16 protein-coding genes and 1 tRNA gene are annotated in these 15891 nt (G+C 60.4%); 7 read left to right on the forward strand and 10 right to left on the reverse strand.

Going from position 1 to position 15891, the window contains the following annotated elements:
- Positions 1-107 precede the first annotated feature (107 nt).
- The 3 genes from NKJ88_RS28425 (at position 108) to NKJ88_RS28435 (ending at position 2682) form a co-directional block, all read left to right on the forward strand.
- Complete coding sequence (locus NKJ88_RS28425; RefSeq protein WP_352446396.1) at positions 108-980, forward strand: S1C family serine protease; 873 nt, start codon at positions 108-110, stop codon at positions 978-980.
- Between the two features lie 8 nt (positions 981-988).
- The gene (locus NKJ88_RS28430) at positions 989-1696 is read left to right on the forward strand and encodes a helix-turn-helix transcriptional regulator (RefSeq protein WP_352446398.1); all 708 of its coding nucleotides are present in this window, start codon (positions 989-991) and stop codon (positions 1694-1696) included.
- A gap of 119 nt (positions 1697-1815) precedes the next feature.
- Complete coding sequence (locus NKJ88_RS28435) at positions 1816-2682, forward strand: SDR family oxidoreductase (protein WP_023697090.1); 867 nt, start codon at positions 1816-1818, stop codon at positions 2680-2682.
- Between the two features lie 130 nt (positions 2683-2812).
- Here the strand turns inward: NKJ88_RS28435 and NKJ88_RS28440 are convergent, their stop codons facing one another.
- The gene (locus NKJ88_RS28440) at positions 2813-3328 is read right to left on the reverse strand and encodes a TIGR00645 family protein (protein ID WP_023672463.1); all 516 of its coding nucleotides are present in this window, start codon (positions 3326-3328) and stop codon (positions 2813-2815) included.
- A 326-nt stretch (positions 3329-3654) separates the two neighbouring features.
- Positions 3655-5850: an OmpA family protein gene (locus tag NKJ88_RS28445; RefSeq protein WP_352446401.1), complete on the reverse strand. Its 2196-nt coding sequence runs from the start codon at positions 5848-5850 to the stop codon at positions 3655-3657.
- 202 nt (positions 5851-6052) lie between these two features.
- Here NKJ88_RS28445 and NKJ88_RS28450 point away from each other — a divergent pair, with 202 nt between their 5' ends.
- Both NKJ88_RS28450 and NKJ88_RS28455 read left to right on the forward strand, forming a co-directional pair.
- Entirely contained in the window at positions 6053-6499 is a 447-nt protein-coding gene (locus NKJ88_RS28450) for a YcgN family cysteine cluster protein (protein ID WP_023672465.1), read from the forward strand.
- 220 nt (positions 6500-6719) lie between these two features.
- Positions 6720-7064: a hypothetical protein gene (locus NKJ88_RS28455; RefSeq protein WP_023672466.1), complete on the forward strand. Its 345-nt coding sequence runs from the start codon at positions 6720-6722 to the stop codon at positions 7062-7064.
- A 268-nt stretch (positions 7065-7332) separates the two neighbouring features.
- Here the strand turns inward: NKJ88_RS28455 and NKJ88_RS28460 are convergent, their stop codons facing one another.
- The gene (locus tag NKJ88_RS28460) at positions 7333-8043 is read right to left on the reverse strand and encodes an SIMPL domain-containing protein (protein ID WP_023672467.1); all 711 of its coding nucleotides are present in this window, start codon (positions 8041-8043) and stop codon (positions 7333-7335) included.
- 134 nt (positions 8044-8177) lie between these two features.
- Between NKJ88_RS28460 and NKJ88_RS28465 the strand changes: the two genes are divergently transcribed.
- Positions 8178-8253 (forward strand) — tRNA-Ile (locus NKJ88_RS28465).
- Between the two features lie 215 nt (positions 8254-8468).
- Here the strand turns inward: NKJ88_RS28465 and NKJ88_RS28470 are convergent.
- Complete coding sequence (locus NKJ88_RS28470; RefSeq protein ID WP_352446403.1) at positions 8469-10154, reverse strand: recombinase family protein; 1686 nt, start codon at positions 10152-10154, stop codon at positions 8469-8471.
- Complete coding sequence (locus NKJ88_RS28475; RefSeq protein WP_352446404.1) at positions 10151-10825, reverse strand: DUF2924 domain-containing protein; 675 nt, start codon at positions 10823-10825, stop codon at positions 10151-10153. Before NKJ88_RS28475 ends, NKJ88_RS28470 begins: the two co-directional genes overlap by 4 nt.
- 251 nt (positions 10826-11076) lie before the next feature.
- On the opposite strand from NKJ88_RS28475, the gene NKJ88_RS28480 reads away from it, so the two are divergent.
- Complete coding sequence (locus NKJ88_RS28480) at positions 11077-12741, forward strand: anti-phage dCTP deaminase (RefSeq protein ID WP_352446406.1); 1665 nt, start codon at positions 11077-11079, stop codon at positions 12739-12741.
- A 357-nt stretch (positions 12742-13098) separates the two neighbouring features.
- Here NKJ88_RS28480 and NKJ88_RS28485 read toward each other — a convergent pair whose 3' ends face one another.
- The 5 genes from NKJ88_RS28485 to NKJ88_RS28505 are packed head-to-tail and all read right to left on the reverse strand — an operon-like array spanning position 13099 to position 15789.
- Positions 13099-13476, reverse strand: coding sequence for a ubiquitination-like system serine protease family protein (locus NKJ88_RS28485; protein WP_352446408.1), 378 nt, complete (start codon positions 13474-13476; stop codon positions 13099-13101).
- A gap of 1 nt (position 13477) precedes the next feature.
- Positions 13478-14899: a ThiF family adenylyltransferase gene (locus NKJ88_RS28490; RefSeq protein WP_352446409.1), complete on the reverse strand. Its 1422-nt coding sequence runs from the start codon at positions 14897-14899 to the stop codon at positions 13478-13480.
- Positions 14896-15276 (reverse strand): E2/UBC family protein, encoded by a 381-nt coding sequence (locus tag NKJ88_RS28495; protein WP_352446411.1) that lies wholly within the window; start codon positions 15274-15276, stop codon positions 14896-14898. The genes NKJ88_RS28490 and NKJ88_RS28495 overlap by 4 nt, the downstream gene beginning before the upstream one ends.
- Positions 15277-15279: 3 nt before the next feature.
- A complete protein-coding gene (locus NKJ88_RS28500) occupies positions 15280-15528 on the reverse strand; it encodes a multiubiquitin domain-containing protein (protein WP_023713879.1) in 249 nt (82 codons plus the stop codon).
- A gap of 33 nt (positions 15529-15561) precedes the next feature.
- Positions 15562-15789: a DUF2188 domain-containing protein gene (locus tag NKJ88_RS28505; protein ID WP_352446413.1), complete on the reverse strand. Its 228-nt coding sequence runs from the start codon at positions 15787-15789 to the stop codon at positions 15562-15564.
- Positions 15790-15891: the final 102 nt, after the last annotated feature.

Raw genomic sequence — 15891 nt, forward strand, 5'->3', positions numbered from 1 at the left:
GCGACCTGACCAGATGGCCAGTCAAACCAGTAACTAGCCGTCAGACGAGTACCTCCGGGCGCACTGCCGAGCGATATCTGGGGCATGAGAAAACCCAGGAGATCATCATGAGTGACTTCAACCTTAATGCATTTTCCGAGGCCATCGCCGATCTCGCCGCCAAGGCTGCGCCGGCAACGGCAAGTTTCACCACCCATCACCATCGCACCGCCAGCGCCTTCCACTGGCGTGACGGCTGTTTCGTCACCGCCGAGGAAGCTGTCGAGGCCGGTGAGGAGATCGAATTGACATTGGCTTCGGGCGAAGCGGTGAAGGCCGAACTGGTCGGTCGCGATCCGTCGACCGGCGTAGCGCTTCTGAAGCCGGCCGGCGCGGCCGCGGCGCCTGCGCTCGCCAAGGCGGATGGGGTGCGGCCGGGCAACGTCGCCATCGCTGTCGGCAGCAGTCAGGGCTCGGCGCTGGCTGTCTCGGGCTCGGTCGGCGAGGTCGGCCCCGCCTGGCGCTCGATGCGCGGCGGCAGCATCGATCGGCGCATCAATCTCGCCGTCAATGCCGGCGGCCGTTTCGAGGGCGGGCCGGTGCTTGACGCCAAGGGCGCGCTGATCGGCATGCTGCTGTTTGGGCCACGTGGTCGTGCGCTGGTCATGCCTTATGAGACGATCGAGCGGGCCGTGGCGACGCTGCGTGAAAAGGGCCATGTCGCGCGCGGCTATCTCGGCGCCGGCCTGCACCCGATCCGTGACGGCGCGGCGCGCGGCGCCATGGTCATGAGCCTCGACGACAATGGTCCGGCCAAAGCCGCCGGCCTTGCGCTGGGCGACATCATCGTGGCGTGGAATGGCGAGGCCGTGCACGGCCCGCGCGAACTGATCCGAAAGCTTGGGCCGGATAGCGCGGGCGCTGCGGTGACGCTCGGCGTGGTGCGCGGCGGCGAGCAGCGCGACGTCGCGCTGACCGTCGGTGAAAAACCGCTGAGCTGAGAGGGCCGATGGAAAGCGACACGCTGACAAGGCCGGAGGCGGGTGGGCCGGAGGTGGGTGGGCCGGAGGTGGCGGGCGGCGGACGCCAGCTCGTGGTGCTGATCGCGCTGCACGATGCCGCGCGTGCCGAGCGCCTGTCAGCTTCGCTTGCCATGGCGGACGATCTGCTTCCGGTCGTAGCCGGCAGCGGGATTGCCGACGTCGCTGTCGTCGATGACGCTGTTGCGAACAGTGCGGCCTGGCTCGATCGGGCCGATGGTGGCAACAGCGCAATCCCACGGGTGCTGCTATCCGCGAGCGCTGGCCGGCCGGAAAACCGGGTGCTTGCCGTGCTGCCTTTGGCGTCGGATGCGAATCTGATCGCGGCTGCCGTCAGACTGGCGGCGGCCGGCTACCGGGTGTCCAGGGATGGGCGTTCGACGCCCGCTCGCCACGACGATTTCGATGCCGCCGCCAACGGCGGAAGCCATAGCGGGCTGTTCGGCGAGGAGCCGTTGGACGATGGCGCTACCGCCCGTCCGGCGCTGTCGCCGCGCGAGGCCGAAGTGCTGGCGCTGCTGGCCGAAGGCGCACCCAACAAGGTGATCGCGCGGCGGCTGAACATCTCCGTGCACACGGCAAAGTTCCACGTCGCCGCGATCCTGATCAAGCTGGGTGCTGCGAACCGCACGGATGCCATCGCGATCGCGATGCGGCAGGGCCTGGTGCTGGTCTAACCCCCTTTTCCGTTTGAGCCTACGTTGCGTAACCCGTTGCAGGCTGCCGAGGCCTTGCGCAGTGCATTGCCGCCGCGCAATGGTTCGCGTCAGTGATGTAGCAAGGGAGGTGCCAAGACATGTCGCTCAAGGGAAAGACGCTGTTCATCTCCGGCGGGTCGCGCGGCATCGGTCTTTCGATCGCGCTGCGAGCTGCGCGCGACGGCGCCAATGTGACGGTCGCGGCCAAGACCGCCGAGCCGCATCCGAAGCTGCCGGGCACGATCTACTCGGCAGCTGAGGAGATCGAGCAGGCCGGCGGCAAGGCGCTGCCTGTTTTGTGCGACATCCGCGAGGAGGCGCAGGTGGCTGAGGCGGTTGCCAAGACCGTCGAAAAGTTCGGCGGCATCGATATCTGCGTCAACAATGCCAGCGCCATCCAGCTCACCGGCACGCTGGAGACGGACATGAAGCGCTACGATCTGATGCACCAGATCAACACGCGCGGCACCTTCCTGGTGTCGAAAATGTGCATTCCGCACCTGAAGTTGGCAAGCAATCCTCACATCTTGAATCTGGCGCCGCCGCTCGACATGAAGGCCAAATGGTTCAAGAACCATGTCGCCTACACCATGGCCAAGTTCGGCATGTCGATGTGCACGCTGGGGATGAGCGCCGAGTTTGCCAAGGACGGCATCGCGGTCAATTCGCTGTGGCCGATCTCGACCATCGACACGGCTGCGGTGCGCAATCTGCTCGGCGGCGCGACGGTGGCGGCGATGAGCCGCTTACCCGACATCATGGCCGATGCCGCACACGCCATCTTCCTGCGGCCATCGCGCGAGACATCAGGCAATTTCTACATCGATGAAGAGGTGCTGCGGGCCGAGGGCGTGACCGATTTCGCGGTCTATGCGCCGGGCGCGACCGGGCCGCTGGCCGGCGACTTTTTCGTGCCGGACGCGGTATTTGCCAATTCGCCGACGAACGTCAAAAGCATCTACTGACGGAAATCACGGGCCGACGGCGCTGCTTCCTCATCCACCTGCCGGCGTTTTTCGAAAAACCAAGCAATTGGCTTTTCGCCCGCTGTGCGGACCAGCCTCACCTCCCCATGAACGGGGAGAAAGGGGCTCATCACTCCTCGCCCTTCTTGCCTTTGCTCAGTCCCATCAGCCGGTCGATATAGGCCAGCATCAGCGCCGAGACGACGAAAGCGAGGTGGATGATGGTCAGCCACATCAGCTGGTCGATCGTATAGGAAGACGAATTCAGGAACACCTGCAACAGGTGGATCGAGGAAATAGCGACGATGGTCGAGGCGACCTTGACCTTCAGCGAACCGACATCGATCGTACCCAGCCAGTGCACACCGCCATCCTGGTCGTCGAAGCGGCTGACGAAATTCTCGTAGCCGGAGATGATCACCATCACCACCAGCGAGGCGACAAGTGCGGCGTCGATGAGGCCGAGCATCTTCAGGATGGTGTCGGTGTCGTCGAGTGTGAAGGCGACCATGACGAACTCGTAGAGTTTTTTGCCGAAGGACAGCGCATAGACGGCGAGCGCTAGGGCCAGCCCGATGTAGAAAACCACCAGCAGCCAGCGTGAGGCGAGGATGATCGATTCGATGGCGAGTTCGAGACGTTTCATGCAGCGGTTCCGGTCAGCTTTCTGAGGTCGACTGGGGTATTTCGATCAGCTTGCCGCAGTTTGCAAGGCAAATTGCGACGCAAAAAAACCCCGCCGGGAGGGCCGGCGGGGTTCAATGCATCCCGCTGGAGTCGGGACGGGGCAGGGAACGCCCAGGCTTGAATCTGGGGAGGGCGGCCGCTCTATTCAATGAGCCGGTTCTAATACCAGTACAATTCTTGCTGAACCGGGATTGCTGTCCGCAGCTCGACCCATCCCGATCTGCCGGGATGGGTCCTTGTTGTCGATCTGATTCCAGAAAGCTGCTCAAGCCATTGGAAAGCAGATCAATTGTTACTCGCCACCGGTGCCACCAGCGAGGTGATGCGACGGATGCCGACACGGCGGTTCTCGCGGTTGGGCGCCGTGGTGTTGACCTTCAGGTATTCCTCGCCATAGCCCTGAGTGGTCAGGTTTTCCGGCGGGATCCCGAAGGCATTGGTCAGCGCTTCGGCGACAGACTCAGCGCGCCGGTCGGACAGAGCAAGGTTTGCTTCCGGCGTGCCAACCGCATCGGTGTGGCCTTCGATCAGGAAGGTTTCGGCCGGGTTCTTCTTCAACAGTTTCTCCATGGCCGTGGCGACGCCTTCCAGTTTCTGCACTTCGGTGTCGGATATCGAGGCCGAGCCGAACTCGAAGTTCAATGTATCGAGGTCGACGCGACGGGCAATGTCGCGCACGCGCGCCGAACGCTTCACTTCGTCGATGGAATAGAGGCGCTGGACCTTCTCCACCGGCGGTTGTTCGAGGAACTCGTAATAATCGTCCGGGCTTTCGACATCTTCCGAATCGAGGATGTACTCGCGGCGCGGGATGGTGAGCCGCATCGGCGGCAGGTCGTCACCGGGATCGCGCCAGTCATTGTCGTCGTCATAGCTGCGCTCGTCGACATAGCTCAGCACATATTCGTGCCCATCCGGCGTGATGCGCGATCGCCTGATGACGTCGCCATTGCGGTTGCGGATGGTGACGATCTGGATGCCATTGTCGCGCTCGACGATTTCCCGAGAGCGATCGCCCGACAGTTCCTCATAGTAAACATTCCTGGCGCCGCGGTGCATGCGCGGAGCGTCATTGCTTTCCACGACCGTCTGGTTGTTGAACTGCAGGATGACGCGGTCGCCGAGTTCCTTGACGACGTCGACGCCTTTCGGACGCCGGCGGTCGCGGACGTTCTCATCGGGTGCACGCTCGACGCGTTTGCCTTTTTCCTCCGTCACCGGGGCGATCTTTTCTGGCTGAATTGCCTGCTGAGCTGACTTGTCGTCGGTGGGCGGCGGTCCCTGGTCGACCGGAGCCGGCTTCGGGGCTTGCGCCTCGGTGCCGCCCTGCGCGGGCTGCTCGCCCGTCTGGCCGCCAGCATTCTGGCCGTTCCCATTTTGGCCGTCGCCATTCTGGCTGTTGCCGCCCTGGTCCTTGCGGTGCTTGCGCCTGGCATCCTTCTGGCTGTCCAGGATGGGTGCTTCGTCGGGGTTGGCCGTGGCTTCGCCTTGCGCCGGCGTCTCACGTTGCGCGGGCTGCTCGGCATTGGCCGGTTGCTCCGCAGGCTGTGGTTCACCGGTCGCAGGCTGCTGTTCGCCCGTCACCGGCTGTTCGCCGACAGTTTTTTTGCCGTGCTTTTTCGCCTGATCCTTCGGCTGTTCACCTTCGGCGGGAGCCGCTTGCTGATCGGCCGGGGGCTGAATCGGCTCGGCCTGCGGCGCGGGCTCTTCGGCAGGCGCAACTTTGACGTCTGGCGCTTTGTCGGCAGGCGCGGCCTCGATCTGCTGATCCTGCTTGCGCTTTTTCTTGCCCGACTTGTTGTCGTTTGCCGGCGCCACCTGTTCGGTGGGCGCTGCCTGCTCGGCAGGCTGCTGGGCCGGCTGTTCAGCGGGCGCCGCTTCGATCTGCTGTTGGTCGCGCTTCTTCTTGCGTGGCTTTAGCGGCTGTTCTTCATTTGCCGGAGCTACCTGTTCGGCCGGTTGTTCAGCCGGTGCTGCCTCGATCTGCTGCTGGTCACGCTTCTTCTTGCGTGGCTTGAGCGGCTGCTCATCGGTCGCCGGCGCTGCCTGGGCGCCGCCCTCATCCGCAGGCGCCGCCTCGATCTGCTGCTGTTGATTGCGCTTCTTTTTGCGCGGCTGCTGTTCCTCGGCGGCAGGTGCGGCCTGTTCGGCCGGGGCCTGCTCGGTCTGCTGCTGATCCCGCTTCTTCCTGCGCGGCTGTTGTTCCTCGGCGGCAGGGGCGGGTTGCTCTGCAGCCGGTGCAGGCTGCTCGGCGGCCGGCGCTGCCTGTTCGGCCTGCTGGCGTTTCTTTTTGCGCGGCAGTTCCTGGTCGGTCTGCTGACCATCTGCAGCAGGGTCGTCCTGGACCAGGATCAGTGGCGCGGCCGTGTGCTGCAAGGGGCCGAAAACGGCGTTGCCCTGCAACGGGGATGCGCCCAACGGCGCGGATGCCATAAGCAGGCCAAGTGCCGTACCTGCCAGTACCCGTGGTTGGCGTTTCATCTTAAATTCTCCTTGTGGGGTCCCATCCCTGCCCAAACTGTCCTTGACCGGATTGGTTCCGGTTTGCAGGCATTACCCGCACCCAAGGACGATTGACCGGCGTTTTGAAGGCAACTTCATGTTTTTCCTATGGTGCGGCCGGAACTTGAAGTCACACAACAGCTTGACCTTGCCGCATGCGGAGGCCACATCTCGACCCATAATGGAAACGCCGTTCTGGAAGACCAAGACGCTGGAAGCGATGACGCCCACCGAGTGGGAATCGCTGTGCGACGGCTGCGGAAAATGCTGCCTGTCTAAACTCGAGGACGAGGATACCGGCGAGATCTACTGGACATCAGTCGGCTGCCGGCTGTTCGATGGGCAAAGCTGCCGCTGTTCGGACTATGCCAACCGGCTGGCGCGCGTGCCGGACTGTGTCGGGCTGACGCCGCAGAATGTGCGCACCATCACGTGGCTGCCGAAAACCTGTGCCTACCGGCTGGTTGCCGAGGGGCACGACCTCTATTGGTGGCACAGGCTGGTGTCGGGAAGTGCCGAGACCGTTCATGATGCCGGCATCTCCATGCGCGGCCGCGTCCGCGCCAGTGAGACCGATCTGGCCGAGCCGGACGATTATTTCGACTATATGCTCGACGACGAGCCCTGAGCATTCTGGAACGGACGTTGCCATAGGGCGTTCCGCGCCATTGGACGTTTTTGACGGTCAGGATCGTTTGCAGCGGTGGAAGGGGCGGTTGCTTTTGACCTGTCGGGCAGATTAACCGAAAATGAACGGCCGGTTCGCGAAGAGTTCAGATTGCAAGGAGCATTCTCCCCCCATCGGTTCGACCAAGACGGGCGCAAGCCCTCAACAAGGAGAGAAGACAATGTTCAACTCATTCAAGACGGCAGCCCTTTCGGGTCTCGTAGCTCTCGGCACCCTTGCCGCAGTGCCCGCCCAGGCGGACTCGATCTATCTCGGCTTCGGCAACAACCATGACCGCCGCGTCGGCGTCTACACCGGCGACGATGAGGACGGCTTTCGCCGTGACCGCAATTGGCGCCGCTGCTCGCCGGACCGCGCCCTCGACAAGGCCGAGCGCATGGGCCTGCACCGCGTCCGCATCGTCGATGTCAATCGCCGCGTGGTGAAGGTCGCCGGCCGCCAGTATGGCGATCGCGTAGTGGTCGTGTTCGCCAATGAGCGCGGCTGCCCGGTTATCTATCGCTAAGAGAACCAGACTGATCTTCTGCGAAGATCAGTCTGGGATACGACCTTCTGCGAAGGTCGATCCGGAGGCATGTTCCTCTGCCAGGATCAGCCTGGAGTACCTGGAGTAGCGGCATGACCCTTCTAGGGTCAGCCAGGAGCCCCTTTCCCTCCGCGGAAAGGTGCGGCTCGAAAAAACCCCGGAGGCCAGTCCTCCGGGGTTTTTCATGTCGGAAATCTGCGGTTCCGGCCGACGGGTTCAGCAGAACCGCGCCCAGCCCGGCGGCCTGCTACTTAAGCTCGAATGTCACTGTTACCTGCACGGCGTAGGCATTCTCGCCGGCCTGCACGGGAACCGCGGCGCCTGCCGCATCGAAGGCCTTTGCATTGATCGGCATCGGCGCCGGCGCAACGTTCTGGTCGGTGATTTCCAGCACCCGGCCTATGCTGACGCCGGCGGCTTCGGCCAGCGTCTTGGCCTTGGCCATGGCATCGGCGACCGCCTTCTTGCGGGCTTCGGTGACGGCAGCTTTCGGATCCTCGTTGGAGAACGAAATGCCTCCGCCCTGATTGACGCCGAGCGACACAGCCTTGTCGAGAATCTCACCTGTTTTGTCGATGTCGCGGATGCGCACCGAGAGTGTGTTGGTCACCTGGTAGGCGACAAGCTCGGCTTCCTGGCTGCCGTCCGGTTTGTTGGTGTAGTTGTAACGCGGGTTGATCTGGATGCCGGCGGTCTGCAGGTCGCGGTCCTTGATCCCTGCCGACTTCATTGCCGCGATCACGGCGGCCATGGCGTCGTTGTTGGCGTCGAGTGCCGCGCGTGCGGTCTTGGCCTCGCGCATGACGCTGAGCGTCAGCAGCGCCAGGTCAGGCGCCACGGTCGACTGGCCTTCACCCGACACGATGATGCGGGGCGGGGGCAGCGAATCGGCAGCGCTTGCCATCGCCGGAAAAGCGATCGCGGCGGCAAGTGCGAGCGGCAAAATATGTCTGGTCATGAAAATCTCCTCGGTGTGCGATCCAGTCGCGCCTGTCGACTAGGGCGCGAATATGGGCTGATTTGGGCGATCTCGGCCAGCCCGTCCGGAAAGCCTTGTGCCGCGCAAGGAAAAACACTAATCCAGCGCGCGTGGGGCCTGTAGCTCAATGGTTAGAGCCGGCGGCTCATAACCGCTTGGTTGGGGGTTCGAGTCCCTCCGGGCCCACCATCCAGTCCACCCCATTTCCGGGGTTTCCATCCGTCTCAGAATAGCTCCGACATTTCCTTGGGTTAGCGCCCGGTAGCGGGCAACACTTGGCTGAGACGACGCAGTGAGCGCCCAAAACACCTGACTTTTGGCCATCCGTCTCTGTCGGGTGAATTCCGTAGCCAAGTGTTTCGCGAAGCGATGGTTGGCTGAACGGCCAGATGCATGCCGGATGGTTAGAGGCCGAGGAGTGAGGCCTGGTCAGCCCAGGCAAGGGGGAGGTCCGACAATCGGGACAGCCGGTGCGCCGTTAGTTCAACAGGTTGATCACCTGCAACGATGTTGGCCGCAATTTTCGGAGAGAGGAAAGCGAAGGGCAGGAGGCGGCTGACCTCGGATGTATCGGTGCCGTTGAGCATGGCAACGTCGGTGAGGCTGCGGCCGGCTCCATCTGTAAGTTGGCCGAGATACAGGTGGGCGCGGCGCAGAAGATCGATTAAGGCGGCATCGGGTGCCCGGCTGATGTTAGGGCCGTCGGTAAGCACGATACGTGTTTCGACGCCGCGACGCCTCATTCCGATTGGGCATTCGATGGAAGTTATCTGGGCGCCCTCGTTTGGTGGCAGCGTCCGGTCGAGAAGCAATTCTGATAGCGAGCGGCGATCCAGCTCGATGGTCAATAACCCAAGCTTGAGGGTGATCCTGCGAACGATCTTTTGGAGCAGAGATCGCTGCGCATCCGTAGTGCCTGAAGCCCAACACGACCGCATCTTGTCAGCTCGCCGCATCGCAGACTGGATTTCGCCAGCGTCTGCACATTGCCGAATCCAATCAGACATTTGGGCTTGATCGCTGAGAAACCGATTCAGGCGATGCTCAACAACTGATTCAAGTGCGGGTGCCGGAAGACGCCAGCCCTCGGAACCTTTCCTGCGTTCATCGACGAACTGCTTTGAGACATAGTAGCGGTAGCGAACACCTTGCTTGTTGGCATGAACCGATCGCAGTTTCTCGCCGGCTTCATCAAAGAGCAGACCGGAGAGTAGATGCGGTTGCGTGACATTGGAATCGCTTCGCCGCCGCGGCGCCTGCGAGGCGAGAAGTGCCTGGGCCTCCTCGAACGTGGCTGACGTGACAATCGGCTCGTGCTCTCCATCGTAGACCTGATCCTTGTGCCTGATCTTGCCGACGTAGATCGGGTTCGAAAGAAGGTGATAGAGATTGCCGCGACCAAACGGCATGGTGACGGCAACTGATCCGTCTTTGCGCTGTCGCGATCGTGTCGAGGGTCCCTCGCTCGCAGCCTCATCAACGAGATCCCGGACCGACTTCAGGATGAGATAGCGAGCGAATAGGTGTCTGACTGTTTGCGCCTCGGTTTCGTCAATCACCAGTTTGCGGTTATCGACGCGATAGCCAAGCGGCACGACGCCGCCCATCCACATACCTTTCTTCTTCGACGCGGCAATCTTGTCGCGTATACGTTCGGCTGTAACCTCTCGCTCGAACTGAGCGAAGGACAAAAGTACGTTGAGCGTGAGCCTGCCCATTGAGGTCGTGGTGTTGAACTGCTGCGTGACTGACACGAAGGAGACGGAACTGGCGTCGAAGATTTCAACGATCTTGGAAAAATCCATCAGCGACCGGGTGAGGCGATCGATCTTGTAGACGACCACCACATCGACTTTCTTGTCCCGGATGTCCTGCAGGAGACGCTTCAGGGCAGGGCGCTCCATGGTGCCGCCCGAGATACCGCCGTCGTCATAGTGGTTTGGCACGAGCTTCCAGCCTAGACCGGCCTGTGATGCAATGAAGGCCGCACAAGCTTCGCGCTGAGCATCGAGCGAATTGAACTCCTGTTCCAATCCCTCTTCAGTCGACTTGCGAGTGTAGATGGCACAGTTGAGGCGGGTCATCGTCATAGGCTAAAGAACCTTGGGCCGGACCAATGGGCGCCGGTAATCCGGCGGGCGACAGCCGAAAGCGATCCGTACGTCTTTCCGTCAAGCACAAAGCCGTCGTCAACGACTTCGACGATATGCATCCGGCCATTCCACTCCCGCATCAGGCGGGAGCCGGCTTTGGGTGGAATAGATCGCGGCGGCGACGCCTCTACCTTGTCCGATGACCCTGGCCGGACTGATGGAACTCCGTCCCAATCCGACCCAGTATTGCCCGGTTGGATAGCATTCACGTTGATCCGACGCGCGTTGCCTGTCCCGAGTATTTTCTTGACGGTTGAAGGCAAACCGCCCAAGCGCTTGGCTTGGAGATGCCAGGCTGCCGACCGCTCAAGCAGCCCACGTTTGATGGTACCGGAAAGGAAGCCCCGCACCGAGTGCGCCTGCCATCCCGTCGCATCCCTCAAGACTTGGATGGTGACACCCTTGGCCGACTTCAGCTTCTTGAGGACGATGTCGGTTTTGGTAGGTGTTACGGGAGCTTCGTCCTTCGCCTTCTTGACGATCACCGAGACGGTCACACCGGACTTCTCGCGCAGCTTCCGGGTTGGGGTGCTGTTGTCGAGGCTGGCCGCCGTCTCGCCTGCTTCGGTGTTGTCGGCCTTGGCGGTCGTGGTATTGAGGATAGCCATTTCAGATCTCCATCAGTTATAAGCTCGGACCATTCCGGCGCTTGTACTGGCCGAAGCCCGCTGTCCGGCGGGCTGGAGATTCTGCTCGGCTTTTCTTAGTTGGCCACTTCTCTGCGGTGCTGAACCAACCAATGCTTGCTGCGACAATGAAGTCCAGTCCAATGTTGGAGGCTACGGTTTTCCAATAAATGCCACCTACCGCTTCTGATGTGCGCCGCCGCAGCGCGCTAGCCGCTCTAGAGAGATAGCCGGTGGCCGGCGCTGGCCAATTAAAAAGCAGGCGCCGCTACTTTGTAGTTTTGCTCTGTATATTCTATGTTTCCGGCTTTCGGCTCATTCGGGGTATTCAGGCGATGGCACAAAAATCCTCTGCGCTCAAATTTGTCTCCGCAATAGATCAGTTAGAATGGACAACGCCTATTGAGAATGTCTCTAGGTCGACTGACGAATTGGTCATCGGTCTAGTAGGAGCTGTCGGTGCAGGAGTCTCAAAGACAGCAGCGGAGCTTAAGCTTACATTGGAAAGAGAATATGGGTATGTCGTCGACATCGTAAAAGCGAGCGATATTATTCGCGAGAACGCTGGAAAAACGGCCACGACTTCTCCGGCTACAGAGGGATCGGAGCGGATTAAGCAACTCCAAGCAATTGGAACGGAACTCAGAGAAAAATACGGCGAAGCCTACATTGCTGCAAAGGCAATTGAAAAGATTGCCATTCAGAGAAAAACCAGCGATGGATATGACGAAAGCACACAGGTTCCGCAGCCAAAACGTCTCAGGCAAGCAACCATCATAGATTCTCTTAAGCACCCTAAAGAGACGACGCTCCTCAGAGATGTCTATGGCGGAATTTATTGGCAGTTCACCGTTTTTGCCCCTGAGGCGATTCGAGAAGCGCGACTAAGCAATATCGGTATTGCTAAGGATGAGCTCCCTGGTATTTTTACAAGAGATGAGAACGATAAAGAGGGAGATCACGGTCAAAAAGTGAGCAAGACCGCGTACCTGTCAGATTTTTTTGTTCGGAATGATGGAGAGAACGATGTTCGCCTAATTTCAGTATTGCAAAGATACCTAGAGGTTGTATTCAATATTTCTGTACACACGCCAAATACCGATGAAGCTGGAATGTATGCGGCCGTGTCAGCAGCTAGCAAGTCTGCGTGCCTGTCACGACAAGTTGGCGCGGCTATCTACTCAGCCGGCGGGGAGCTGATAAGCGTAGGCTGGAACGACGTGCCAAAAGCGCTAGGCGGTCTGTACTCTGCAGACGACGGGGACGATGACCATCGTTGCTATCTCTGGGGCGGCAAGCTCTGCCACAACGATCGCAAAAAAGAAGAGCTCTATGACAAGATATTCAAAAAGCTCGCTGCTGAGGGCTTGCTTGCCAGTGGTGTCGACAAAATTAAGCTGCGATCCGCGCTCGTGGCGACACCAGTGAAGGACCTCATTGAGTACAGCCGGTCCATTCATGCGGAAATGGAAGCGATAGTTTCGGCGGGCCGAACGGGGAAGACTGGCATGGTCGGAGGTACTCTTTATACGACAACGTTCCCTTGTCACAACTGTGCGAGGCACATCGTTGCCGCTGGCATATCGAAAGTGTTTTACGTGGAGCCTTACGCGAAAAGCCTTGCTTTAGAGCTTCATAGCGATGCCATAAGCATGGTCGAGGGCGACACCAAGAAGGTGGCATTCCTTCAGTATGAAGGTGTCGGCCCAGACAGCGTGCTCAAACTGTTCCATCATGGAGTCGAAAGAAAAATTGATGGTAGAGCGCGAGTCCAGGATAAAAAAACTGCGATTCCTGTGCTACCCCCTCCTATGGACGGATTCACAACGCACGAAAAACGCGTTATCGAACGTCTTGAGAACGTTGAAAGCCAATCTGTCGGCGGGGGAGCAGGATGACGCGCACGGGTAAGGGTCCACAACGCGAATTCCTGTATGTTTTCGACTCGAAAGCTTCGCGCGCGCAGTCAAGCGCCGAAAATAAGGAAACTGATCGCTCCGTGACGGGCCGACGTTCGTTAGTTTCCAACGAAGAGGCAAAGGCGGTGCGTGAAAAGCTAATTGCCGAGCTAAAAAAGTTCGGATGTTAAGCTAACGCTCGGCACCTTTTGCTAATTCGGCTACCGCGATTCTCCAATTGCGGCTTTGTGCACACCCTTGGGGTAAGCAACCGGTGCGGTGCTGATCGATGTACCGGCCAACAGCGGGCCGGCCCTTTGCAAAAGCCGTTTACCTGGCGACCCATCAAGGATTTAGCTATCGGGGTTGCGCGGCTGATTTGCCTGAGTCTTCGCACCATTCGACAACCCCGCCGCGTATCCAGAAATGGGCGTGCGATCCCGCCGTCTGCCAGACGGACGGGTGGATAGTCGGCCGGTCGGCCCAATCACGCGTGAGCCGCCAGTGCGGTCGGCGACTGGTCATCAGTGAAAGCTGGATGACCTCCGTCGGATCGGCCGGACAAAGAAAATACGCCCATTTCATATGTGCCCCGCTCGTCACGATATAAACGCGCCCAGGTTTCATCGCGCCGTCGTCGGGATGATCTCTCACTATCGTGACCGTGAAATCGGGTTGTCGCGCGAGGCCGAGCGAGACAAGGAGCCAGAGCAGGATCGAGCGAAGCATTGCCATGTTAACCCGCCCGGCCAAGGAACGGATCTTCGTCGCCTCGTCCCCAAATTGCTGATGAAGAGCAAACCGGGCAGCCTTCGCGCGGGCGATGACCGGGATGCCGGTCTTCTCCGAGATGAAATTTACGGACGCGATTGGCGGCTGATCCTCGCGCGCCCCGGAATCCTTGCAGCCGGTGGATCATCTCGTTCACCGCCATGCAGGCAAGTTCCGTCGTGAAGGTGACGACCGCCGGTGCGGGATTTCCTCCGCCGGCGACATACGCCTCGATCTTGCGACGCTCGTACTCCTCGGGATTGGTACGGCGAAGCGCCTCCGCGCTGGCGATCACTGGCCGGATTACATCCCGGCAGATCAGGCAGGTATAGCCTGGAAAGAGAACGCTCACGCGGCCATCGAACGCGTGGATCGTCGGTATGTCCTCGTCGCCGACATCGATGGACAGGCCCATGTCGATGACGGGTATAAGATAATAGTAGGCGAGGCGGTTCAGAAACAGCCTGCCATCGTGATCGTCAGTGGCGCCGAAAATGACATCGCACGATCGGAGAGCGTCGCGGCATCCAGGATCACCGACCCAGGCTTCCATGGGGATCACCCGAACGCCAAGCGCTATCCGCGCGATTTCGCGCGCGACAACCTCGACCTTCGGCGTCATCGCATCCGCGTCGGCTTGTGTCGAGCCGTGTAACCTATTCAGGTTCGTGCGATCAACGATGTCGTTGTCTATCAGTACGATTTGACCGACGCCAAGGCGCGCGAGGAGCATGGCGGTGGCGCTTCCGGTTCCGCCGCAGCCGACGACGCCGACCCGCATGGAACGCAAGTCGGCGTTCAGCGCGTTGCCGAACGCGAGTGCCTGGCGCTGGAAGGCGGTGGGGGTTTCGCCTTTTCGTCTGCCCGGATAGTGAAATCCCATCCTATCGCCGATCACGCGTATCGATCTCAAAGGGATGAAGGCACCGGGCGTGGGGGCCAACCACATACGACCCGCGAGCTTCCCGTCGGTCGTCAGCAGCAAACTGAAGAACCTCGATTGCGGTCCGTTCCGATTGACGGCGATACGCATAAGGTCGGGCTCGTTCGCGTCGTCTTGCTCCGAGAACCAGTCCATTGCCGCCGGATGATTGTGAATGATCCCGACCACGTATCCTTCCGCCTCCGCCTCCTTGAGAAGGCGAACGAAGGAGGCGGTCTGCCATGAGATGATCAAGGGTGTTGATTCAATGATATGCTCGTCTGGAACGGGAACAATCCTTACGACAAGCATCCGTTCATGCGCCTCGCCATCCCACGGATCGCGCCGGACCCGCGAAGGCCGGCACACCACGTAGGCGGCATGTTCGTGCCCGTTTGGCCGCAGCAGGTGATCGTGCAATTCGCGCGAATGCGTCTCCGTCATAGTGAGGCTGAATGTCGTCATGCCGCCCTCGCCAACGCGTCCTCGACGCGCTTGAGCATCGTCCAGATGCCGTCGATGCCGGGGCGCCATTCGCTGTTGTGACGCGACCAGCGCTGCCAGTTCTGCCCCTTGTAAATCACCGGCTGATCTGCCGCGTTCGGATATTTTCCGGCTGGAATGAGCCGGACCCAGGGCATGAGATGGAACATATCAGGGGCCACGTCCGGATAGGCCGGTGGCAGTATGATGAGAATGTCAGCCGCGAGCGCGTCGAAGCGTCCCGAGGGCAACGGAACGGATTTTAGGATGATGGCTTTCTGCCCGCCATCTTGCACTTCCTCGAAGATGACGCTCTTCGATTCTAGATATTCGCGATCGGGCGCGGGCAGAAAGCTCATGGGTCAGCCCTCCGTCGTCGTTTTCTTACCGGTGAAGAACTTTTCCGTGGCCTTCTCGCGCAGATCGACCTTGCGCTCGTCTGCCACGAGAACATCCTCGGGGCCGGGAACGTCCTGCCACGCGTCGAACGTGGCCTGATCGACGCCGGCGAGCCGCTTGATCTCGGATCCCGTGATGAATGGCTCGTGCCAATCATGTGGCCGCCGATCGACGATGATCTTGTAGGTCTCCTTCTTTTTTTCCTCGGACATGACGTAGCTCCTTCTAAGGGCGGGTTGGTTCGTTCAGTTCTTGGGGGGATAGGGGTCGTTGCCGTGGCTGTCGCGCTCCCGGATACGGCCATCGCGGCCATGCACGAGCAACTCGCTCTTCTGGTTGCGCGCGACATCACGGGCGCGATCGATCGCCTCGCGCTGCGTGTCATGAAGCGACGAGGCACGGTCCGACCCGGCCGGCTTCACAGCCCAGCCGCGAGGGTGAGGCACAACATGCTGGTTGCGGTTCTTGGTCATCATCAATCTCCATTCCGGCGAGCGACGCTTATCCGCCGATCTGCTAAACAGCGTAGTCTCAGACATGCCGCTGAGTCAAGTGGCATGTCTGAACTGTCCACG

The sequence above is a fragment of the Mesorhizobium sp. M0016 genome (assembly GCF_040324035.1).
In the GTDB taxonomy this organism is placed as follows: domain Bacteria; phylum Pseudomonadota; class Alphaproteobacteria; order Rhizobiales; family Rhizobiaceae; genus Mesorhizobium.